Origin of the sequence: Varibaculum timonense, from assembly GCF_027694345.1 — a bacterium.
GTDB lineage: Bacteria > Actinomycetota > Actinomycetes > Actinomycetales > Actinomycetaceae > Varibaculum > Varibaculum timonense_A.
Genome location: NZ_JAQEVU010000008.1, coordinates 1 through 19,854, shown reverse-complemented (window position 1 = coordinate 19,854; position 19,854 = coordinate 1). Strand labels below are relative to the sequence as shown.

General features: G+C 50.5%; 14 protein-coding genes. 12 read left to right on the top strand and 2 right to left on the bottom strand.

Annotated features, from left to right (window positions below):
* Positions 1–8 precede the first annotated feature (8 nt).
* From PG728_RS07630 to PG728_RS07590, 9 genes are all read left to right on the top strand, one after another.
* Positions 9–770: a YebC/PmpR family DNA-binding transcriptional regulator gene (locus PG728_RS07630; RefSeq protein ID WP_270626797.1), complete on the top strand. Its 762-nt coding sequence runs from the start codon at positions 9–11 to the stop codon at positions 768–770.
* A gap of 29 nt (positions 771–799) precedes the next feature.
* The gene (ruvC, locus tag PG728_RS07625) at positions 800–1,441 is read left to right on the top strand and encodes a crossover junction endodeoxyribonuclease RuvC (protein WP_270626796.1); all 642 of its coding nucleotides are present in this window, start codon (positions 800–802) and stop codon (positions 1,439–1,441) included.
* Positions 1,442–1,480: 39 nt separating this feature from the next.
* Positions 1,481–2,080, top strand: coding sequence for a Holliday junction branch migration protein RuvA (gene ruvA, locus PG728_RS07620; protein WP_270626795.1), 600 nt, complete (start codon positions 1,481–1,483; stop codon positions 2,078–2,080).
* A gap of 9 nt (positions 2,081–2,089) precedes the next feature.
* Positions 2,090–3,148 (top strand): Holliday junction branch migration DNA helicase RuvB, encoded by a 1,059-nt coding sequence (gene ruvB / locus PG728_RS07615; RefSeq protein ID WP_270626794.1) that lies wholly within the window; start codon positions 2,090–2,092, stop codon positions 3,146–3,148.
* A 113-nt stretch (positions 3,149–3,261) separates the two neighbouring features.
* Positions 3,262–3,717, top strand: a complete 456-nt coding sequence (locus PG728_RS07610) for a preprotein translocase subunit YajC (RefSeq protein WP_270626793.1) — start codon at positions 3,262–3,264, stop codon at positions 3,715–3,717.
* Between the two features lie 36 nt (positions 3,718–3,753).
* Positions 3,754–5,637, top strand: coding sequence for a protein translocase subunit SecD (gene secD, locus PG728_RS07605; RefSeq protein ID WP_270626792.1), 1,884 nt, complete (start codon positions 3,754–3,756; stop codon positions 5,635–5,637).
* The gene (gene secF, locus PG728_RS07600) at positions 5,634–6,722 is read left to right on the top strand and encodes a protein translocase subunit SecF (RefSeq protein WP_072509701.1); all 1,089 of its coding nucleotides are present in this window, start codon (positions 5,634–5,636) and stop codon (positions 6,720–6,722) included. The genes secD and secF overlap by 4 nt, the downstream gene beginning before the upstream one ends.
* The gene (locus PG728_RS07595) at positions 6,719–7,258 is read left to right on the top strand and encodes an adenine phosphoribosyltransferase (protein WP_270626791.1); all 540 of its coding nucleotides are present in this window, start codon (positions 6,719–6,721) and stop codon (positions 7,256–7,258) included. The genes secF and PG728_RS07595 overlap by 4 nt, the downstream gene beginning before the upstream one ends.
* 75 nt (positions 7,259–7,333) lie before the next feature.
* A complete protein-coding gene (locus PG728_RS07590; RefSeq protein ID WP_072509699.1) occupies positions 7,334–9,661 on the top strand; it encodes a RelA/SpoT family protein in 2,328 nt (775 codons plus the stop codon).
* On the opposite strand, the gene PG728_RS07585 is transcribed toward PG728_RS07590, so the two are convergent.
* Positions 9,638–10,411 carry a hypothetical protein gene (locus PG728_RS07585; protein ID WP_270626790.1) on the bottom strand — a complete coding sequence of 258 codons (774 nt, stop codon included), beginning with the start codon at positions 10,409–10,411 and terminating at the stop codon, positions 9,638–9,640. The genes PG728_RS07590 and PG728_RS07585 overlap by 24 nt on opposite strands.
* A 116-nt stretch (positions 10,412–10,527) precedes the next feature.
* Positions 10,528–11,283 carry an MBL fold metallo-hydrolase gene (locus PG728_RS07580; RefSeq protein WP_270626789.1) on the bottom strand — a complete coding sequence of 252 codons (756 nt, stop codon included), beginning with the start codon at positions 11,281–11,283 and terminating at the stop codon, positions 10,528–10,530.
* A gap of 132 nt (positions 11,284–11,415) precedes the next feature.
* On the opposite strand from PG728_RS07580, the gene PG728_RS07575 reads away from it, so the two are divergent.
* From PG728_RS07575 to PG728_RS07565, 3 genes are all read left to right on the top strand, one after another.
* Positions 11,416–12,756 carry a DUF349 domain-containing protein gene (locus PG728_RS07575; RefSeq protein ID WP_270626788.1) on the top strand — a complete coding sequence of 447 codons (1,341 nt, stop codon included), beginning with the start codon at positions 11,416–11,418 and terminating at the stop codon, positions 12,754–12,756.
* A gap of 58 nt (positions 12,757–12,814) precedes the next feature.
* A complete protein-coding gene (locus PG728_RS07570; protein WP_270626787.1) occupies positions 12,815–14,194 on the top strand; it encodes a UTP--glucose-1-phosphate uridylyltransferase in 1,380 nt (459 codons plus the stop codon).
* Between the two features lie 2,544 nt (positions 14,195–16,738).
* Positions 16,739–19,854, top strand: a 3,116-nt coding sequence (locus PG728_RS07565) for a leucine-rich repeat protein (protein WP_270626786.1), incomplete at its 3' end; no start/stop codon positions are given.

The window sequence follows — 19,854 nt, the reverse complement described above, 5'->3', positions numbered from 1 at the left end:
GAGAGCGAATGTCGGGTCACTCTAAGTGGGCTACCACCAAACACAAGAAAGCAGCGATTGATGCTAAGCGCGGTAAACTATTTGCCCGTCTAATCAAGAACATCGAGGTGGCAGCCCGTACTGGTGGCGGTGATCCTGCTGGTAACCCCACGCTTTATGATGCGATTCAAAAGGCAAAGAAGAACTCGGTACCCGCCGATAACATTAAACGCGCGGTTAATCGGGGCTCGGGCGCAGAAGCCGGTGGGGCTGACTGGCAGACCATTTCTTATGAGGGGTATGGTCCGGCTGGGGTTGCAATGCTAGTAGAGTGCTTGACCGATAACAAGAATCGGGCAGCCGCCGATGTGCGTACCGCCTTTAATAAAAATGGGGGAAATCTAGCTGACCCCGGTTCAGTGTCTTACCTGTTCAATCGGGTGGGAACCATTGAAGTAGAGAAAGCTGAGGGTATCGACGAGGACGCTATTTTGATGGCGGTACTTGATGCCGGTGCCGAAGAAGTAGTTGAGGGTGAGGATACTTTCACTGTTCTATGTGACCCGGCGACTTTGGTTGAGGTGCGTACCGCCCTACAGGAAGCCCAAATCGAATACGATAGCGCGGAAGTACGTTGGCAAGCAACCACCGAAGTCGAGCTTGACCTTGCTAAATATCGTCAAGTGATGCGGCTAATTGACGCCCTAGATGACAGTGACGATGTGCAAGACGTATTCACCAATCTTACGGTTAGCCCCGAAGTACAGGCTCAATACGAGGAAGAAGAATAGGTCAATAGGACGCAAGTTAGGTTTTCTCCTTGCGCATTATTGGTATTGATCCTGGTTTAACCCGCTGCGGGATTGGAATTATTGATATGGATTCCACCCGGCAGGCTCATCTGGTTCATGTAGAGGTGGCTCGCTCTGCCCAAAATATGGCGGCGCACTTTCGCCTTGATAGGATACGTCGCCATATTGCGGCAGCTATAGAACGCTTTGAACCGGAAGTAATGTCGGTTGAGCGCGTATTTGCTCAAGATAACGTGCAATCGGTTACTTCAACTATGTGGGTGATGGGCATCGCCATGAGTGAGGCCGCCGCGCATAAACTGCCGCTAGCTATTCACACCCCCTCAGAGGTAAAAGCTGCGGTTACCGGGTCAGGGATTGCCGGTAAAGCCCAGGTTCAAGCCATGGTGCAGCGCATTTTGAAAATGGATAAAGTTGTGCGTCCTGCCGACGCTGCTGATGCTTTAGCGATTGCTATCTGTCATGGTTGGCGCGGTGACGGTCTGCAAGGCGCTAGCCGAGACGGCACAGTCAATGTTTCCCTATCAGGAAAGATTTCTGCCCGGGGAGAACTTACCAACGCCCAAAAACTTTGGGCACAGGCACAGGCGGCTACTAGGCGAACAGGGGCGGTTGATCCTCGCCGTCGAAAGCAAAAAGCTTCAAAATAGGATATTTTGGTAGCTAATAGCCATTTACCAGGAATTTTTATGATTACGCATTTATCGGGAACGATTGAAGAAGTTCGCTTAGATCAAGCCACTATTGAGGTGTCGGGAGTAGGGTATAGTTTTTTTGCTACTCCGACTACGCTTTCGGCTCTAAAAGTTGGTGACCAGGTAAAACTATTAACCTATCTGGTGGTGCGTGAGGACGCATGGATTCTTTTCGGGTTTATAAAACCCGCTGAGCGTGATGTTTTCTCTAAATTAATTTCGGTGTCGGGGATTGGTCCCAAACTAGCATTGGCGGCTTTGGCGGTCTTTACTCCCGAGGAGTTGCGCACGGTGGTTAGCCAGCAGGATCTAGAATCCCTTACTAAAATCCCGGGAGTGGGAAAGAAATCAGCACAAAGAATCCTGGTGGAAATCGGTGACAAACTGGGTGAACCCAGGGGAACGCAAGCCGCTAACCTGGGGGGTATTGGCAGCGTGGGACGCGAAGAAGTCTGCCACGCCCTCGAACAGTTGGGTTGGAAAACGGCGCTGGCACAAAAGGCAGTTACCCAGGCTGCCGAGGCAAATCCCCAGGCACAAGTGCCAGAACTTTTGCGGGCTGCCTTACAATTACTGGGCAAACACCACGCATAGGGGAGTTAAGTGGAAGAAACAAACGATTGGGCAGTTACTTCGCCGCTGGGGGCAGGTGCCGATGAGGTTGAGCGGGCTGCGGAAGCGGCGCTGCGTCCTAAAGACCTGGATTCTTTTGTAGGGCAAGAAAAGATTCGCCGCCAACTTGACCTGGTGCTCAAAGCCGCTATTGGGAGGGGAGCCTGCCCTGACCATGTGCTTTTGGCCGGTCCTCCCGGTTTAGGGAAAACCACCTTAGCAATGATTATTGCCCACGAAACCGGTACTTCGCTGCGTCTTACTTCCGGGCCAGCGATTCAACATGCAGGCGATTTAGCAGCGATTCTTTCTGCCCTGCAAGAGGGCGACGTCCTATTTATCGATGAGATTCACCGCTTAGCGCGTACCGCCGAAGAAATGTTGTACCTGGCAATGGAGGATTTTCGGGTTGATGTGGTGGTGGGTAAAGGGCCGGGTGCGACCTCCATTCCGCTAACTTTACCTCCCTTTACGGTAGTGGGTGCTACTACTCGTTCTGGGCTGTTACCTGCTCCTTTGCGCGATCGTTTCGGTTTTACTGCCCATCTTGATTACTATTCCCCAGCTGAGCTACGCGAGGTACTTACCCGTTCGGCGCGGCTTATGGATGCTGAACTTGACCCCCAGGCAGCGGCAGAGATGGCAGCTCGCTCCCGGGGAACTCCTCGGATTGCTAACCGTTTGCTGCGACGGGTAATCGACTATGCCCAGGTACACGGAAACGGGGAGCTATCCCTGTCTGCCGCGAAGGCCGCCCTCGACCTATTTGAGGTTGATCCTGCCGGTTTGGATAGGCTTGACCGTTTGGTTTTGCAGGCTCTGTGTGAGCGTTTTGCGGGCGGACCGGTAGGGCTTACTACCTTGGCGGTTAGCGTGGGAGAGGAACCGGAAACTGTAGAGACGGTTTCAGAGCCATACTTGGTGCGGGAAGGGTTTATTGCGCGGACCCCTAGAGGGCGGATAGCTACCAGTACTGCTTTCTCTCATTTGGGTTTAACCCCGCCCCAGCTAGGGGAAGAAGATTCTCTTTTTAATATCGAACAGACGTAATCAGGGCGCTACTGGTCACAAAACTGGCTAAATCTGAGTGCCAAAGATGAAACAAACGTGCCTTAACCCTTAGAATCGTTAAGGTTAAGATTTTCTGATTGGAAGGTTTGACAATGAGTATGCTACTGCTGGCAGTTATTGCCGCGTTCTTAGTGATGATGATTTTTTCTTCACGCAATGCAAAAAAGCAGCAGGCACAGCGCAAAGAGCAAATGGAAAGGGACATGGTTCCCGGTGCATGGGTAATGACTACTTCCGGTTTTTATGGTCGTTATGTGGAAACCGATGGGGACGTAGTTGTCTTAGAAACCTCTGACGGTACCGAAACCCTGTGGACATCTCGGGCAATCGTCAGCGTAGGTAACCCGCCTTTTGCTCCCGATGAGGCAGATACCGATTCGGACATGAAAGCTAGCGAAAAAGATAACCAGGATAGCGCTTCGGCAATGAATGATGAGATGGCGCAATCTGATACCGAAGAGGCTGGCGACCTCAGTAAAGAGGAATCTGTGGAATCCAAATCTGAAGAATCTGATTTAGAACAACCTAACTCTTCTGACAATAACTAAACGAAATAATCGGTGTTTTAGCGGAAAGAACAACAAGTGGCTACGAAAAAATATCGGGCCGGGCGCGTCCTGGCAGTATTCCTAATCCTTGTGTTAGCTTTGGGCGGCACTTTACTGGTGGGGGTACTCACTAAGAAAGCAAAGCCTACTCCCTCCTTGGCTTTGGATTTAGAGGGCGGTACTCAGCTGATTCTCACCCCGAAAGCTAATGCTGCCTCGGGGGCAAAAAGGGCGGTAACCGCCGAAGATATCACCCAGGCGATTGAGGTTATCCGTCAGCGTATTGATGCCTCCGGCGTTTCCGAAGCCGAGATTACCTCGCAAGGTAACTCCAATATTTTGGTGTCTTTACCAGGTAATCCCTCGAAAGAAACTTTGGATTTGGTGCGTCAATCGGCAGAACTTTATTTCCGTTCAGTGCTGCGCTCGGCTCCCGGGGTTCCGCATTCGGTGATTGCTCAGCAAGCCGCGAAGCAACAAGCTGGAAAGACTGCTGCTCCGAAAACTAATGTCGATCCCAAGGCATTCGCTAAACAGGCTGCCGATATAAATAAAGACGGCAAAATTAGCGACCAGCCCGCTAGCCAGCCTAAAGATAACTCCGATGATGCTTGGATTACCGAGAAAGTCATTGAAGAGTTTTACGCTAAAGACTGTACCCAGAAGAGCTCTCTAGAGGGTGGTTCTTCCGGTGATATCAAGAAACCGCTGGTAGCTTGTGCTAGTGACGGGCACGAGAAATATATTCTCTCTCCGGCAGAAGTATCGGGTGCGCGGATTTCTTCGGCAGAATCCGGGATGGGAACTGGCGCTTCTGGTCAATCTACCGGTCAGTGGGTAGTTAATCTCGCTTTCGATAAGCAAGGCGCTACCCAGTTTGGAAACACTACCACCCGCTTGTTTAAGTTCCGCAATCAGGCTGTGCAAGGACAAAATGGTCTGCCCGCGGGACAAAACAATGACAAGAACCGGTTCGCAATTGTGCTAGACGGTTTAGTAGTTTCAGCTCCGGGGGTAAACAACGCTATTACTAACGGTAAAGCCGAAATCTCGGGATCTTTTACCCGCTCTTCTGCTACCGCTTTAGCTAACCAGTTAAAGTTTGGCTCTTTGCCGTTGAACTTTGATGTGCAATCCGAGCAGCAAGTTTCAGCTACTTTGGGTGCTAACCAGCTGCGTTATGGCGTTATCGCCGGTATCATCGGTTTGATTCTGGTGGTGTTCTACCTGATTTGGCAGTATCGCGGGTTGGCTTTAGTTGCTGTCGGTTCGCTGGTCAGCGCGGGCGGTCTGTTATACCTGGTTCTTACCTTGCTTTCTTGGTCAATGGGGTATCGTCTCTCGCTTGCCGGTATCGCCGGTGTGATTGTGTCGATTGGTACTACGGCGGACTCGTTCATCATTTACTTCGAGAGGATTCGTGACGAGGTACGTGATGGTAAAGCTCTATCTAGCGCGGTCAGCGTGGGTTGGGACCGGGCCAAACGCACGATTATTACCTCTGACCTGGTTAATATCTTGGCCGCCTGCGTCCTTTATTTCCTTGCGGTCGGTGGGGTTCAGGGCTTCGCCTTTACCCTGGGGGTAACCACCCTGATTGACTTGGCGTTAATCTTTATCTTTACTCACCCGATGATGGTGTGGCTGCTGCGTTTCAAGTTCTATTCCGAAGGTCATAAGCTTTCTGGTCTTGACCCAGAGCATTTGGGCGCGCAGCGGGGCACCTACCGTTATGTAGGCGCTGGTAAAGTACGCAAGATACGTTCGGTATATAAAGCTAAGCCGGAAGAAGATTCAAACGAGCCCAGTGAAAACAAAGCTGAGCAAACAGAGGTGGCAAATAGGGATTCCAACCAGGATGATGCTGCCACAGATGAGTTAGCGAAAGTATCCGCGACGGACCAGGAGGAAGAAAAGTGAGTTTTTCAAGTTGGGGTAACGCCCTTTATTCTGGTCGCAAGTCCTATAACTTTATTGGTAATCGTAAATATCTGCTGATTGCAGGCGCTATTTTAATGGCGATTTCGGTACTGGCAATGTCAGTGCTTGGTCTAGAGCGTTCGATTGATTTCAAGGGCGGAACCGAGTTCACCGTTTCTTCGGTTAGCGGCGCTGATCAAGGACCGGCGCAAAACGTAGTCAATGCCAACCCGAAACTTAAAGGCTCGACCGTTAATTCGGTAGGCGCGTCCTCGGTCAGGGTACAGTCAGTTAGTCTTGACACTAACGACAAACGGCAGGTAGTAACCGATTTGGCGAAAGCCTATAGCGTTTCGGAAGCTAAAGTAGCAGCCACCACTATCGGCCCGTCCTGGGGAGCCGACGTTACCTACAAGGCTCTGCAGTCGTTGATTATTTTCTTCCTGCTTGTTTCCCTGATGTTGTGGGCATATTTCAGAACCTGGACAATGGCGGTTTCCGCCTTGTTTGCGCTGTGCCATGACGTGCTGATTACCGGTTTGGTGCTGGCACTTACCCGGGTTGAGATTTCTCCAGCCACTATTATTGGGGTGCTTACCATTTTGGGTTATTCCCTCTATGACACGGTGGTGGTCTTTGACAAGGTTCGCGAATTGTCGGTTGATTTCGAGCAGCAAACTCGTTCCACCTACGGCGAGCTTGTAAACTTGGCTATCAACCAGACTTTGGTACGTTCGATTAACACTTCTGTGGTGGCATTGCTGCCGGTGACCTCAATTTTATTGATTTCTTGGGTTGCTTTAGGTGGCGGAACTTTGCGCGATATTTCTTTGGCATTGTTCGTAGGTATGATTGCCGGTACGCTTTCCTCGATTTTGATTGCACCTTCACTGTTGATTGTGTTGCGTTCGCGCAGCACAAAGATTGCTGCCCATACACAAAAAGTTTTGGATAAACGAGCCAATGGCTCTGATATGGACGCCGAGGACGCTAAAGATACTATTCGGGTTGCTCATCCCTTAAAAGCCGGTCACCACCAGGGGCAACAGGCTCAGCCTAAACGCACTGCCAGGAGTAAACGATGATTAACCCTAAACTTGCGCCGCTAGGGGAATTGATTCGCGCAAATCTGCGCGATGTACCGGATTTTCCGGAAACCGGGGTGCTGTTCCGCGATATTTCCCCGCTGCTGGCTAACGGAGAGGCTTTTTCTAAGCTGGTTAAGGGACTGGCTGATTTTTACCGTGGCCGGGTTGATTTAGTGGCGGGTCTAGAGTCTCGGGGTTTCTTGATTGCGGCTCCGGTGGCAGTAGAGCTGGGGCTGGGAACTTTGATGATTCGCAAAGCTGGTAAACTGCCAGGCCCCGTGATTGGGATTGATTACGGTCTTGAATACGGTAAGTCCCGGATGGAGCTGCAACCTGATTCTATTGAACCGGGAGCGCGTGTGCTGGTACTAGATGATGTGCTGGCAACTGGGGGAACCGTGAATGCCTCCGCTACCTTGATTAAACGGGCGGGAGGAAAGGTTGAATCAGTTTGTGTGTTAATGGAGCTTTCAGAGCTTGATGGTCGTTCCACTCTTGGCGACCTGCCCTGTGAAGCCCTCACCATGATTTAGCTAGATACCATTGCTTTTGTAACGCTTTTAGCTGGCAAGTTGGGGAAATGACTGCTAGGTCACTAAAATAGTTACATGAGTTCTACCACCTTTGATGAGGGCGCTAATGCGGTTCCGTCCTCTAGGGTGCGCGCGTCCTTAGCTTGGCTGACTGGACGTTCCAAAAATATAGATCCCCACATTCAAGCCCTGGTGCGTGCGCTCAGGGCGAACCACCCGAAAGCCGACATTTCCCTAATCGAGCGCGCCTATAGAACAGCCTCCCGCTGCCACCAGGGACAATTCAGAAAATCGGGGGAGCCATACATCACCCATCCGGTAGCGGTCGCCACTATTTTGGCAGAAATCGGGATGACCAGCACCACTTTAGCGGCGGCTCTGCTTCATGACACGGTAGAAGATACTGACTATACCTTAGAGCAGCTGACCAGCGAATTTGGGGAAGAAATCGCCCTACTGGTAGATGGGGTAACTAAACTAGACAAAGTTACCTACGGGCAGGCGGCGCAGTCCGAAACCGTGCGCAAAATGATTATCTCCATGTCACGCGACATTCGGGTACTGGTGATAAAGCTCGGTGATCGGCTTCATAATGCCCGCACCTGGAAATATGTTTCCCCTAAATCGGCTCAAAATAAGGCACGCGAAACTCTAGAGATTTTTGCCCCCCTCGCTCACCGTTTAGGTATGAACACCATTAAGTGGGAACTAGAGGATTTAGCTTTCAGAACCCTGTACCCCGATTTGTATGAAGAAATCGATAATCTGGTACATGAGCGCGCCCCGCAGCGAGAAAAATATCTACGGGAAGTAATTGACCAGATTAAAGAAGCGCTACGTCTAAATAAAATTGCTGGTCAGGTCACTGGTCGTCCTAAGCATCACTATTCCATCTATCAAAAAATGATTGTGCGTGGTCGTGACTTTGACGATATCTACGACTTAGTTGGCGTGCGGGTGCTGGTAGATACGGTGCGGGACTGCTATGCGGTTCTTGGGGAAATGCACGCCCGCTGGAATCCGATTCCCGGTCGTTTCAAAGACTATATTGCAATGCCCAAATTCAACCTCTACCAGTCGCTACATACAACGGTGGTAGGACCGGGCGGTAAACCGGTAGAAATCCAGATACGTACCCACGAGATGCATCGGCGGGCTGAATACGGTATTGCCGCCCATTGGCGTTACAAAGAGAACCCCAACGCTAAAAACGCTAAAACAACTAGCGATAATAAAACTGTTTTAGCAGATGGAGAGGAAATGGGGTGGCTGCGCCAACTGGTGGATTGGCAAAAGGAAACCCAAGACCCGGGCGAGTTTTTGGATTCGCTGCGCTATGAAATGTCTGGTTCCAGGGTATATGTGTTTACTCCCGCCGGTGAGGTTAAAGAATTGCCAGCTGATTCCACCCCGGTTGATTTTGCGTACGCGGTTCATACCGAAGTTGGTAACCGTACGGTGGGGGCAAAAGTTGGCGGTAAATTGGTTCCCCTGGACACCAAGCTGCAAAATGGCGACAACGTAGAAGTGCTCACTTCCCGTTCGGCAAATTCGGGTCCTTCTCGTGATTGGCTAAATTTTGTTGCCAGTCCCCGGGCTCGCAACAAAATTAAAGCCTGGTTCTCTAAAGAACGCCGTGAAGAAGCAATCGAAGCTGGTCAAGGCATTATTTCTGCCTATATGCGCAAACAGAATCTCCCCTTGCAGCGGCTAATGAGCCATGACACCATGACGGCTTTAGCTTCCGATATGGGATATAGCGATATTTCTGCACTTTACGCGGCGGTCGGCTCCCACCATATTTCAGCCTCCAATGTGGTAGATAAGCTGATGGAAAGTGTCGGAGGAGAGGACGGCGCGGAGGAAACTCTATCCGAGGCGGTACTGCCCGCCCAGGGTGATACCCGTTCTAATACCGTTGCCGAGGGCGCTGGCATCCAAGTGGAGGGAATGAGACAGGGGGAGATTTGGACGAAGATTGCCCGCTGTTGTAACCCGTTGCCCGGTGATGAAATCGTGGGGTTTGTTACCCGCGGGCATGGGGTTTCGATTCACCGCAAAGAGTGTTCTAATGCCCAAAACCTGATGGTGAATACCGACCGGGTAGTTAAAGTGTCTTGGGCAGCTCACCCGACGGCGAAGTTCCAGGTAGAGATTGAGATTCAGGCTCTTGACCGTGAAGGGCTGATTAACGATGTCACCAAGGTGCTTTCCGATTATCGAGCCAATATCTTAGCGGCGGTAGTCAATACTTCTTCGGATCGGGTTGCCAGTTCCCGCTATACGTTCGAAGTGGCTGATAGCCGCTATTTGCATACGATTTTGACTGATATTCGCAAGATTCCTGGAGTATTTTCAGCGAACCGGACTACTAATTCTTTACGTAAACACCCGGCAGGTTAAAGATTCTAGGCAGGTACGCTCCCAGGTCTGACTTCCGGGTAGGTTTGGGTGGCGGTCGCAAAACTCCAGGGTGGCGGCGGGGCTTAAGATTTGTATTCCCGCCAGCTGTAAGCAGTCACCAGGTAGATATTTTGGGGTGTTACTTGCTTTCTTCCGGGCTCTTTTCAGATTGTTTCTGCTTTTCATAGAGTTTTCACGGGGTTGTGTGTCTGGGATTGCACTAGGGGAGTGCGCGGGGTAGAAGGAGATTATCTTAGAGCTTGCGGGTGCGTCCTTTGGAAAAAGGGAGCTGCGTTCTGGTGGGGTAGCCTTGTCGGTTTTATGGGGGAGGCCTCGGGGATGTACTGCTTGCAGGGTCGGTAAAACTGGTCTGCTAGCGCGCCTGGAGCCTAGAGGTTTTAATTTCTGGGTTTGCAGGTGCTGCCTGGCGGATTTATTTAGGTAAATCCAAAACCGGGAGTCTTGCGCGCGGCGCGGACGATTAGGGGAAGCTATATACAGCAGCTCGGGGGCATTACCACTGCCCGCCCATACCCAGGCAGCCGAGTTCCCGGTCAAGATACAATCTCGAGGAATGACTGGAGCTAAGAACAAGGCGCGCCCATAAATCGAGCGTAAAGTGATTGGTTCTGCGAGTATTTCCCGGTCGGCGCCGTTCCAGATTTGAAAACGGTTACCTTTAATCAGGGAGGTACGCGCGGCCCCATGTATCACTTGGTTTCCTAACGGATCTACCAGTATTGCTTCCACCTTTTAAGGATTTAGGCTAGAAACCTTTCCGGGAAATGCTGCAATAAGCCGGTAAGGAAAAGTATGCAACCTGGATAGCTGTGGAAAACTAGGATGCTTTGTCGGGGTTGTTATTCTTATCCCTGGTAGCGGGCTTGCGCCAAAAATGGGTTGTGCGCTTTTTCTAAACCGAACACGGTGGCCCGGCCATGCCCCGGTAGCAGCACTGTGTCCGGGTCGATTACGTTTTGCAGGGTGCGCAAGGTGTGCAACATTTGTTTACTGTCCCCACCGGGCAAATCGGTTCGTCCTACAGAATCAGCAAAGACTACATCCCCGCAAAGCGCCAGTTTTGTTAGCAAGCTGTCCTCTTGATTGGAGTATCGTAGCCACTGGTTAAATGAGTTTTGAGCTTCCTGGGCGGCGGAGCCGGAAACTTTAGAAGTCTCCAACAAGAACAGACTAGAGCCTTCGGTATGTCCTGGAGTGGGCAGCAGACGCAGGAAGACTCCAGGAGCTAGCTCTACGCCCTCTACAGCGGCTATATCGGGCAGGACTTGCAGATTCTGGGGTTCTTGCCAAGGCGGCAAGTTCATTTGGTGTTCGGCTCGCTCTCGCGGGTCTAGTTTATCGGGGTGAAAACGGTATTCATCGGGGGCGGGAATATAGACCGGAGCTGAGCCGGCGACCGCGTGCGCATCCCAAATGTGGTCGGAATGTCCGTGGGTGCACAGCACAGCTGCCACCGTTGCCTGAAGGTTGTCCAATGTTGATTGAATTTGCTCTAGAGCGCCATATCCGGGGTCTACAACCAGAGCTTCTCGACTGTCGTCAGCCAGCAGTATGTAGGGATTTTCGCTGTAATAGGGCGCGTACAGTTTTTCTATCCTCATGTTTTTATCCTAAAGTATGTCGGCTGTTGGCGCTTTAGGGGCTCTAGTGCGTAATATGTTGTTGGGGTAAAACATCCCACGCGCACGCGGCTTAACCTAGCCGCAGGAAGAACTGATTTAAGGAAAAAATTAGTGACTGAACAGCCTGATATGACACCGAAGCCTAAACCTGTTCCCACTCCGGGGAAGATTCATTTATCTGCCCAAAATAAACCGGTGAATACCGCTAAAACTCCTGATTTGTCTCAGGTTCTGTCCTTTGGACGGGTTGATGAAGATGGTCGCGTTTGGGTGAAGGATGGTGACCAGGAACGCCAGATTGGACAGTTCCCGGCGGAAGTTCCCGAAAATCCGTTAAAGATTTACGCGCGGCGCTATTTGGATTTAGCTGCCCAGATTTCTTTGTTTGCAGAGCGGCTTCCAAAGTTGGCTGAACGCGAAATTGATCAAACGATGAGTTCTTTACGGGAGCAGGTGAGCGAACCGGCTGCGGTTGGTGATTTACCGGCTTTACGTGAAAAAGTAGCTAAGCTGCAAGAAAAGGCTGATAAACGTAAAGAAGAGGTTGCGGCGCAGCGTGCTCAAGCTAAGGAAGAGGCACGGGCGAACCGCGAAAAAGTGGTGGTCAGGGCTGAGGAAATTGCCGGGCAGGATTCTTCCCGCACCCAATGGAAACAGTCCGGGCAGGAACTGCGGGATTTGCTTGACCAATGGAAGCGGCTTCAGCACGACGGACCGCGGATTGAGCGCTCTTTCGAGGACGAACTTTGGAAGCGTTTCGCGGCGGCGCGTTCTTTATTTGAAAAGAACCGGCGGGCATTTTTCAACGAGTTGGATTCTGCCCAGACTCAGGCGAAAGTCGCTAAAGAGAAACTGATTAAACAGGCGGAGGCGCTTTCTTCGTCTACTAATTGGGGCGATACCTCTCGGGCGTTTAGGGATTTGATGAGCCAGTGGAAGCGGGCTGGTCGAGCTTCTCGGCGTGATGATGATGTTTTGTGGCAGCGTTTTCACCATGCTCAACAGGTATTTTTTGATGCCCGGAACGCCCAGCAAGAAGCAGAGAGCGCTGTAGAGACGGAAAATTTGGCGAAGAAGGAAGCCATTTTAGAGAAGGCAGAGCCGCTGAAGGACTTAACCGATATTGAGCAGCTCAAAGCCAAGCTGCGTCCTTTGCAAGAACAGTGGGACGAGATTGGTCATGTGCCGCGTGCCGATGTTGAGCGGATAGAACGACGTATGCGCGCGGTTGAGGATCATTTACGCACCTTGGAGGAAGACCTCTGGCGTAAATCCAATCCCGAGACTAAAGCTCGCGCCGAGGGTATGGCGGGGCAGCTTAAGAGCTTAATAGCCGATATTGAGGCGCAAATCGAACAGGCTAAATCTGCCGGTGACGAGACCAAGTTGAAAGAACTTGAGGACTCTTTACAGGCACGGAGAGCTTGGTTGCAACAGGTGGAAACTTTCTAGTCTTAAGGTGGAGACTTTCCAGTCTAGGTATGGTTTTAGGTAAAGGAGAAAGCTGAAGATGAGTGAAGCAGGGCTGGCTCAAGCGGTGGAAAAAATGGAGCAAGCTGGGGTTAGCCCGGCAGCTATCTCGGTGTTTTCTCACTATTACCAGGTGCTAGAGGGCGAGCATACCGGTTTTATCCCGGAGGAAACCATTTCCCCGCTCACCAGTGTTGATAGCCTGGAAGATGCGCAGGTCAGTCCCGAGCAAGCTCGTGAGGCTTTATCTAAAACCGTAATGATTAAGCTCAACGGCGGGCTGGGCACTTCTATGGGTATGGATAAAGCCAAGTCCTTATTGCCGGTTCGTTCGGGGCTAACTTTTTTGGATATTATTTGCCGTCAGGTGTTGGCGGCGCGGCAATCTTACGGGGTGAAATTGCCGCTGATTTTTATGGATTCTTTCCGCACAAAAGCCGATACTTTGGCGGCTTTGGAAAAGCATCCTGGTATCCAGGTTGATGATTTGCCTTTGGATTTTCTGCAAAATCAAGAGCCGAAGCTGCGCGCCGATGATTTAACCCCGGTTTCTTGGGATAAGGATCCTTCGTTGGAATGGTGTCCTCCGGGTCATGGCGACATTTATACCGCCCTTTTCGGTTCGGGGTTGCTGGATAAACTGATTGACGCTGGTTATCGTTACGCAATGACTTCCAATTCGGATAATTTGGGGGCTACCCCCAGCCCGGAGATAGCTGGTTGGTTTGCCAGCAGTGGCGCGCCCTATGCGGCGGAGCTTTGTACTCGTACAGTTAATGACCGTAAGGGTGGTCATTTGGCGATTCGTAAATCTGATGGGCAGTTGATTTTGCGCGATACGGCGCAGACTCCTCCCGAGCAGATGGATTATTTTACTGATGAGCATCGACACCCGTTTTTTCATACTAATAATCTTTGGTTTGATTTGTTGAAGCTACGTGATGCGTTGGTAGAGCGTAACGCAGTTTTGGGGTTGCCGTTGATTGCCAATCACAAGACGGTTGATCCCTCTGATTCTGACAGTCCCGCAGTTATCCAAATGGAAACCGCGATGGGCGCGGCGATTGCGTCGTTTGCGGGCGCTACTGCGATTTTGGTTCCTCGCAGTCGTTTCTTGCCGGTTAAAACCACTAACGAGCTGACTTTGGTGCGTTCTGACATTTATGAGCTTGGTGAGGATTTCCATTTGCGTCAGGTTAATAACCGGAATGTAGAAGTCGATTTGGATAGCCATTTCTTCAAGAAGATTGCTGATTTTGAGTCCCGTTTTGCTTTCGGGGTTCCTTCACTTCGGGAAGCTAATTCCTTTAAGGTTAGTGGCGCTTTTACTTTCGGTAGAAACGTTAAAGTTGTTGGGGATGTGGCTTTGAGCGCCGAGGGCGAGCAGATGGTTCCTGATAACACTACTCTTTCCGAGTAATTTCTGAGTTAGTTTCAGGAGTATATTCCGGGCTATTTTTTAGGGTTAATTTTAGGACTGATTTTAGAGTTAGTTTCGGGGTATTTTTTAGGGTTTTTCAGGGTAATTCCTGTTCACGTTAGGTTTGATTAGCTTTAACTAGGGAATAGTTTCTGGCTAATGCCCGTAGTTTCTGGCTTTTTCCCGTCATCTTTAACCGGGGAGCTCGTGGGGTTTGGTGGTATCCCCCTCCGGGGACGGAATGACCCACCGGGTGTGGAATTGCCCTGCGTTTTTGCTGGTTGTATTTGTCTGCCTGACGTTATCACCCTCCGGGGACGGAATCACCCTCCCGGTTTGGTGGAAATGGCTGGATTTTGCGGGTTTTGGCGGGATTGGGAGGGTGCTTTTGTCTCGGGAGGGTGGTGTTGGAGTGTGTTTTTGCTGGTTGTGTTTGTCTGGCTGACGTTATCGCCCTCCTGGTGCAAAATCGCCCTCCTGGTGCAAAATCGCCCTCCTGGTGCAAAATCGCCCTCCAGCAACCGAATCACCCTCCAATAACCGAATCTCCCTCCGGGTTTATGTGAAATCGCCGCTATTTGGGCTTGATTGCTGAATTAGGAGGGTGGTTTTGAATCGGGAGGGTGAAACTGTCGGGATTTGTCTGCTGGGTTCGGGATTTGGAGGGCGGAACTGTTCTGAGAGGGGGGTTTTGTCTCGGGAGGGTGGTGTTAGCGTGTGTTTTTGCTGGTTGTGTTTGTCTGGCTGACGTTATCGCCCTCCTGGTGCAAAATCGCCCTCCAGCAACCGAATCACCCTCCAATAACCGAATCTCCCTCCGGGTTTATGTGAAATCGCCGCTATTTGGGCTTGATTGCTGAATTAGGAGGGTGGTTTTGAATCGGGAGGGTGAAACTGTCGGGATTTGTCTGCTGGGTTCGGGATTTGGAGGGCGGAACTGTTCTGAGAGGGGGGTTTTGTCTCGGGAGGGTGGTGTTAGCGTGTGTTTTTGCTGGTTGTGTTTGTCTGGCTGACGTTATCGCCCTCCTGGTGCAAAATCGCCCTCCAGCAACCGAATCACCCTCCAATAACCGAATCTCCCTCCGGGTTTATGTGAAATCGCCGCTATTTGGGCTTGATTGCTGAATTAGGAGGGTGGTTTTGAATCGGGAGGGTGAAACTGTCGGGATTTGTCTGCTGGGTTCGGGATTTGGAGGGCGGAACTGTTCTGAGAGGGGGGTTTTGTCTCGGGAGGGTGGTGTTAGCGTGTGTTTTTGCTGGTTGTGTTTGTCTGCCTGACGTTATCACCCTCTGGCAACAGAATGACCCTCCTGGTGTAAAATCGCCCTCCAATAACCGAATCACCCTCCGGGTTCGGTGGGGAGGGCTGGATTTTGGCGGTTTTGCCCGGATTGGGAGGGTGGAACTGTCTGTGGAGGGTGGAATGGTTAGGGGATTGATTAAAACTGCTGGTGGGGTTTGGCAGAATGACCCTCCTGGTGCAAAATTGCCCTCCGGGTTTGGTGGGGACGGCTGGGTCATGCCGGATGGATGGCTTGGGGGTAAGAGAAGAACGAAGCCAGGGTCAGGATTGGGAGGGTGAAACTGTCTGTGGAAGGTGGAATGGTTGGAAATTGTCTGCTGGGTTTGGGATTGGGAGGGTGGAACTGTCTGGGGAGGATGGAATGGTCGGCTGGCTTGGGATTTGGAGGGCGGTGCTGTTTCGGGAGGGTGGAATGGTTGCGTGTTTTTACTGTTCGCGTTGATTGGCTTGTCGTTATCGCCCCCCCGGGGACAGAATGACCCTCCCGGTTTGGTGGGGACGGCTGGGTTTTGGTGGTCATGCCCGGCGAACGGCTTTGGAAGGAGAAGGAAGAATGAAGGTAGGGGGAGATAAGGGAAGGGTAAAGTCAGGGTTGGGATTTGGAGGGCGGAGCTGTTTCGGGAGGGCGGAATGGTTGGGGGATTGATTAAAACTGCTGGTGGAATTTGGCAGAATCACTCTCCGGCGACAGAATGACCCTCCCGGTGCGGAATCGCCCTCCCGGTTTGGTGGGGACGGAAGGTCATGCCGGGTGGATGGCTTGGGGGGGTAAGAGAAGAACGAATCCGGGGACAGGATTGGTAGGGAAGCGCTGCTAGGGAAAGGGAAAAACGAAGCTGGGGTCGGGATTGGGAAGGAAGAACTGCTGGGGGGATAAAAGCGGAGGAATGGGTGAATAAAAGCGGAGGGAGAGGGAAAAACCGGGATAAGGGGAGAATAAAACCGGGGTCGGGATAGGGAGAAAGTCCTAAAACGGAGATTAGAATAATTTAATCTACGGTTTAGGGCTTAAGTCTCCTGAGGCTCCTAAGTGGCGTTTTAGCTGGATTTCAAGGTTTTTCGGGGGGGGGGTGCTTAAAGTGCCTATTTTTGGCGTCGCCCGCCAGTTGATTAATGATTGACACCCTTCTATTAGAGCCGGATAATAGATATTAATCTGTGGATTTCTGAGAATTAGCTGATTTTTTCCTGCTGATTCTCGGTATTAGCTTCGATGTTACGTGAACGAGGTAAGCGTGGATATGGATAAACTTTTCGATCTGGCGAGTCGCTCAATAACTGGCGCTAAAACCTTTTCACGTGCATCTTTAAGTCGGCGCACCGTGGCGTTGCTGTCGGTGGTGGGATTGGTTTTCTCCTCTTTACTGGCGGTTATACCCCTGTCGGCGCCTGCCGCGAATCACTCTACCCAGGTGGCAAATAGATCTTCGGCTGCTACTTCGCAGCTTGATTTTCGGGAGGCTGGTTCTGGTGCTGCGGGGCGGGCTGCGGGGCCGTTGCGTGCCGGTGCTAGTCCTAGTGATGATCGTTTTGTTTTTGAAGATAGCGTTTTAGTGGGTCTGACTGATAAGGGCAAGGCTGCGCTAGAAGCTAATAAGGAACTGACTGTCCCGGCGGGTACTACTAAGATTGCGGAGGGCGTGTTTTCGGGGCTGGAGCTGACTAAGGTTACGTTGCCGGATTCGGTGACTGAGGTTGCTGATCGTGCGTTTTACGATAATCAGATTAAGGAGCTTGTGGCTTCGGGTTTGAAGGTTATTGGTGAGGGCGCGTTTCAGAAGAATAAGCTGACGGTGTTTGAGTCTTCCACGCTGGAAACTATTGGTGAGGGCGCGTTTAGCGATAACGCCCTGAAATCGGTAAAGATTAAGGATGCGCCGGTAACTGTTATTTCGGCGAATGTTTTCCGTGATAATCAGTTGGAAACGGTGGAACTGCCAGATACGGTAACTGAGATTGGTGTCAGTGCGTTTGCTAATAACCAGCTCAAGGGGGTTACGTTTCCGTCTAAGCTGGCGCAAGTAGGGCAGGAGGCTTTTAGTGGTAACCAGATTGAGAAAGTAAAGATTCCATCTACTGTCACCGATTTTGGTTCGGAAGTGTTTGCGAATAATAAGCGTTGGGTGGTGCTGGAAAAGGCTGACGGGCAACAATCGCTCCCGGCCGCGGTAAAGTCCGAAAAGTACAAATCTGGGTTTGGTCAGGTGGCTGCGGGGGATGCGGTCTCGATCACCATTAACTACATTGAACAGGGTACTAATAAGCCCTTGCGTAGCCCTGAGGTTTTGCAAAGTGAGTTTACGGAGCCGGATGGGGTTTATTTTGCGGGTCAGAAGAATACGGTTAAGGCTCCGGTTTTGGCTGGTTTTGTGGCTGTTAAGGAGGCTGAGGAGATTACCCCGAAGGTGGGTGGGGATAATACGGTTACGTTTGTTTATAAGCGTACTGATTTTTCGCCGACTATTACTGGTGAGGTTAATAAGCATTTAGCTAATGGGGCTGACGGCTCTACAGCGGCTTTATTGAAGGGCGTGAGTGCTAAGGACGTTGAGGGACACAATATAACTAACCTATTGAAGGTGTCTCCGGAGAGTGTGGATACTTCGGTAGAGGGCACGACCCAGGTTTTCTATACGGTTACTGATGCTAAGGGGCGTTCTAAGACTGTTAAGGGTACTATCGCGGTCGGCCCGGACTGGCCAGAACAAATCATCTGCCCCGGCTGGCAAGTAAAAGACTTCAAATACAGGGGCGGCACTATTTCCGGATTTAGTGAAACTGGGTTAGATAAGCATAAAGCCGGTAAGACTAAAAATAGTTCAGATTGGTGTTGGCCCACATTTGGTGACAAAGGGCAGGCAATTAATGCGGTTGATGGCTTCCGGCAGGTAACAGATTTAACCTCGGTGCCAGAATCTTGGGGAAATATCGAGCGTATCGGTCAGGAAGCGTTCTCTGGTACTAAACTTACTGCGGTGCCGGATTCTTGGGGCAAAGTAACCAGTATCAGTGATAAGGCATTTATGAATTGCAGCCTTACCTCCCTTCCAAAGTCTTGGGGGAATGTCTCATCCCTGGGGGAGGAATCTTTTTGGGGCAATAAAATTACGGCGTTGGAAGCACCCTGGGGCAAGATTACTGCGCTTCCGGAGGGAGTGTTTGAAAGAAATAAAATAGCTTCCCTACCAGCTTCCTGGGGAAGTATAAAAAGAATAGATGCTAGCGCGTTTGCTGACAATCAGATAACTAGTATTCCGGACTCTTGGAAAGATGTTAATTTTATAGGCTTTTATGCTTTTTATAAGAATCAAATCCCTGCGTTACCGGATAACTGGGGTAAAATTGATGTTACAAAGGCTAAAAGTGATTGTGTTCAGAAGTGGTGTTTGTTAACGGGAGCTTTTTCCAGTAATCAGATTAGTGAATTAAAGTTTTCCTGGGATGGATGGCCAGAAATACCTAATAGTATCTTCTCCAGCAACCGTTTAACATCTCTGCCTGATAGTTGGGGAACCGTAAAACAGATCGGTATGTTTGCCTTTGAGAATAATCAGCTCAAATCCCTACCGGACTCCTGGGGTGAAATAACTAAAATTGCCCACTATTCCTTTCAAAAAAATCAATTAACCAGTTTACCTGCGTCCTGGGGAGAGGTATCAGAGCTTGGAGTATCGGCTTTTAAGAGTAACCTGCTGACTTCTCTAACTGCGCCCTGGGGAAAGATTACTAAAATTCCTGGAGACGCATTTGCTTTTAATCGTTTGACTTCTTTGCCAGATTCCTGGGGTGAGATTACTGAAATAGGAGAGAGGGCATTCGGCTATTACGAGTACGGTAAGGAATCTAATAAGATAACGAAACTGCCTGCTTCTTGGGGAAAAATAACTAAAATCGGGAAACAAGCTTTCTCCGGTAATGCGCTTACCCTACTACCAGATTCTTGGGGTGAAGTTAGCTCTTTAGGCAAAGGCGTATTTGAGAGAAACCAGTTAATTAAGTTAAGTGCGCCCTGGGGGAAGATAACTGCTATCCCCGATGAAACCTTTCGGTATAATAAGCTGATTACTATTCCCGCTTCTTGGGATAATGTTAAATCTATTGGAAATAGCGCATTTGCCTATAATGACATTGCGGCCTTGCCAGATTCCTGGGGTAAAGTCAATAGTTTGGGTTCGGAGTGTTTTTGTCTTAATGATTTTGCCAATCTACCTGATTCTTGGGGGGAAATAACTACTATTCCAAGATATGCTTTCTCTAGTATACCGACACTGGTATCTGCAGGTTCTGATTGGGGTGAAGTTGTTAATGTGATGTCCCGCGACATATGTCCGCATATGTCGCGGGATTTTTTGGGTTT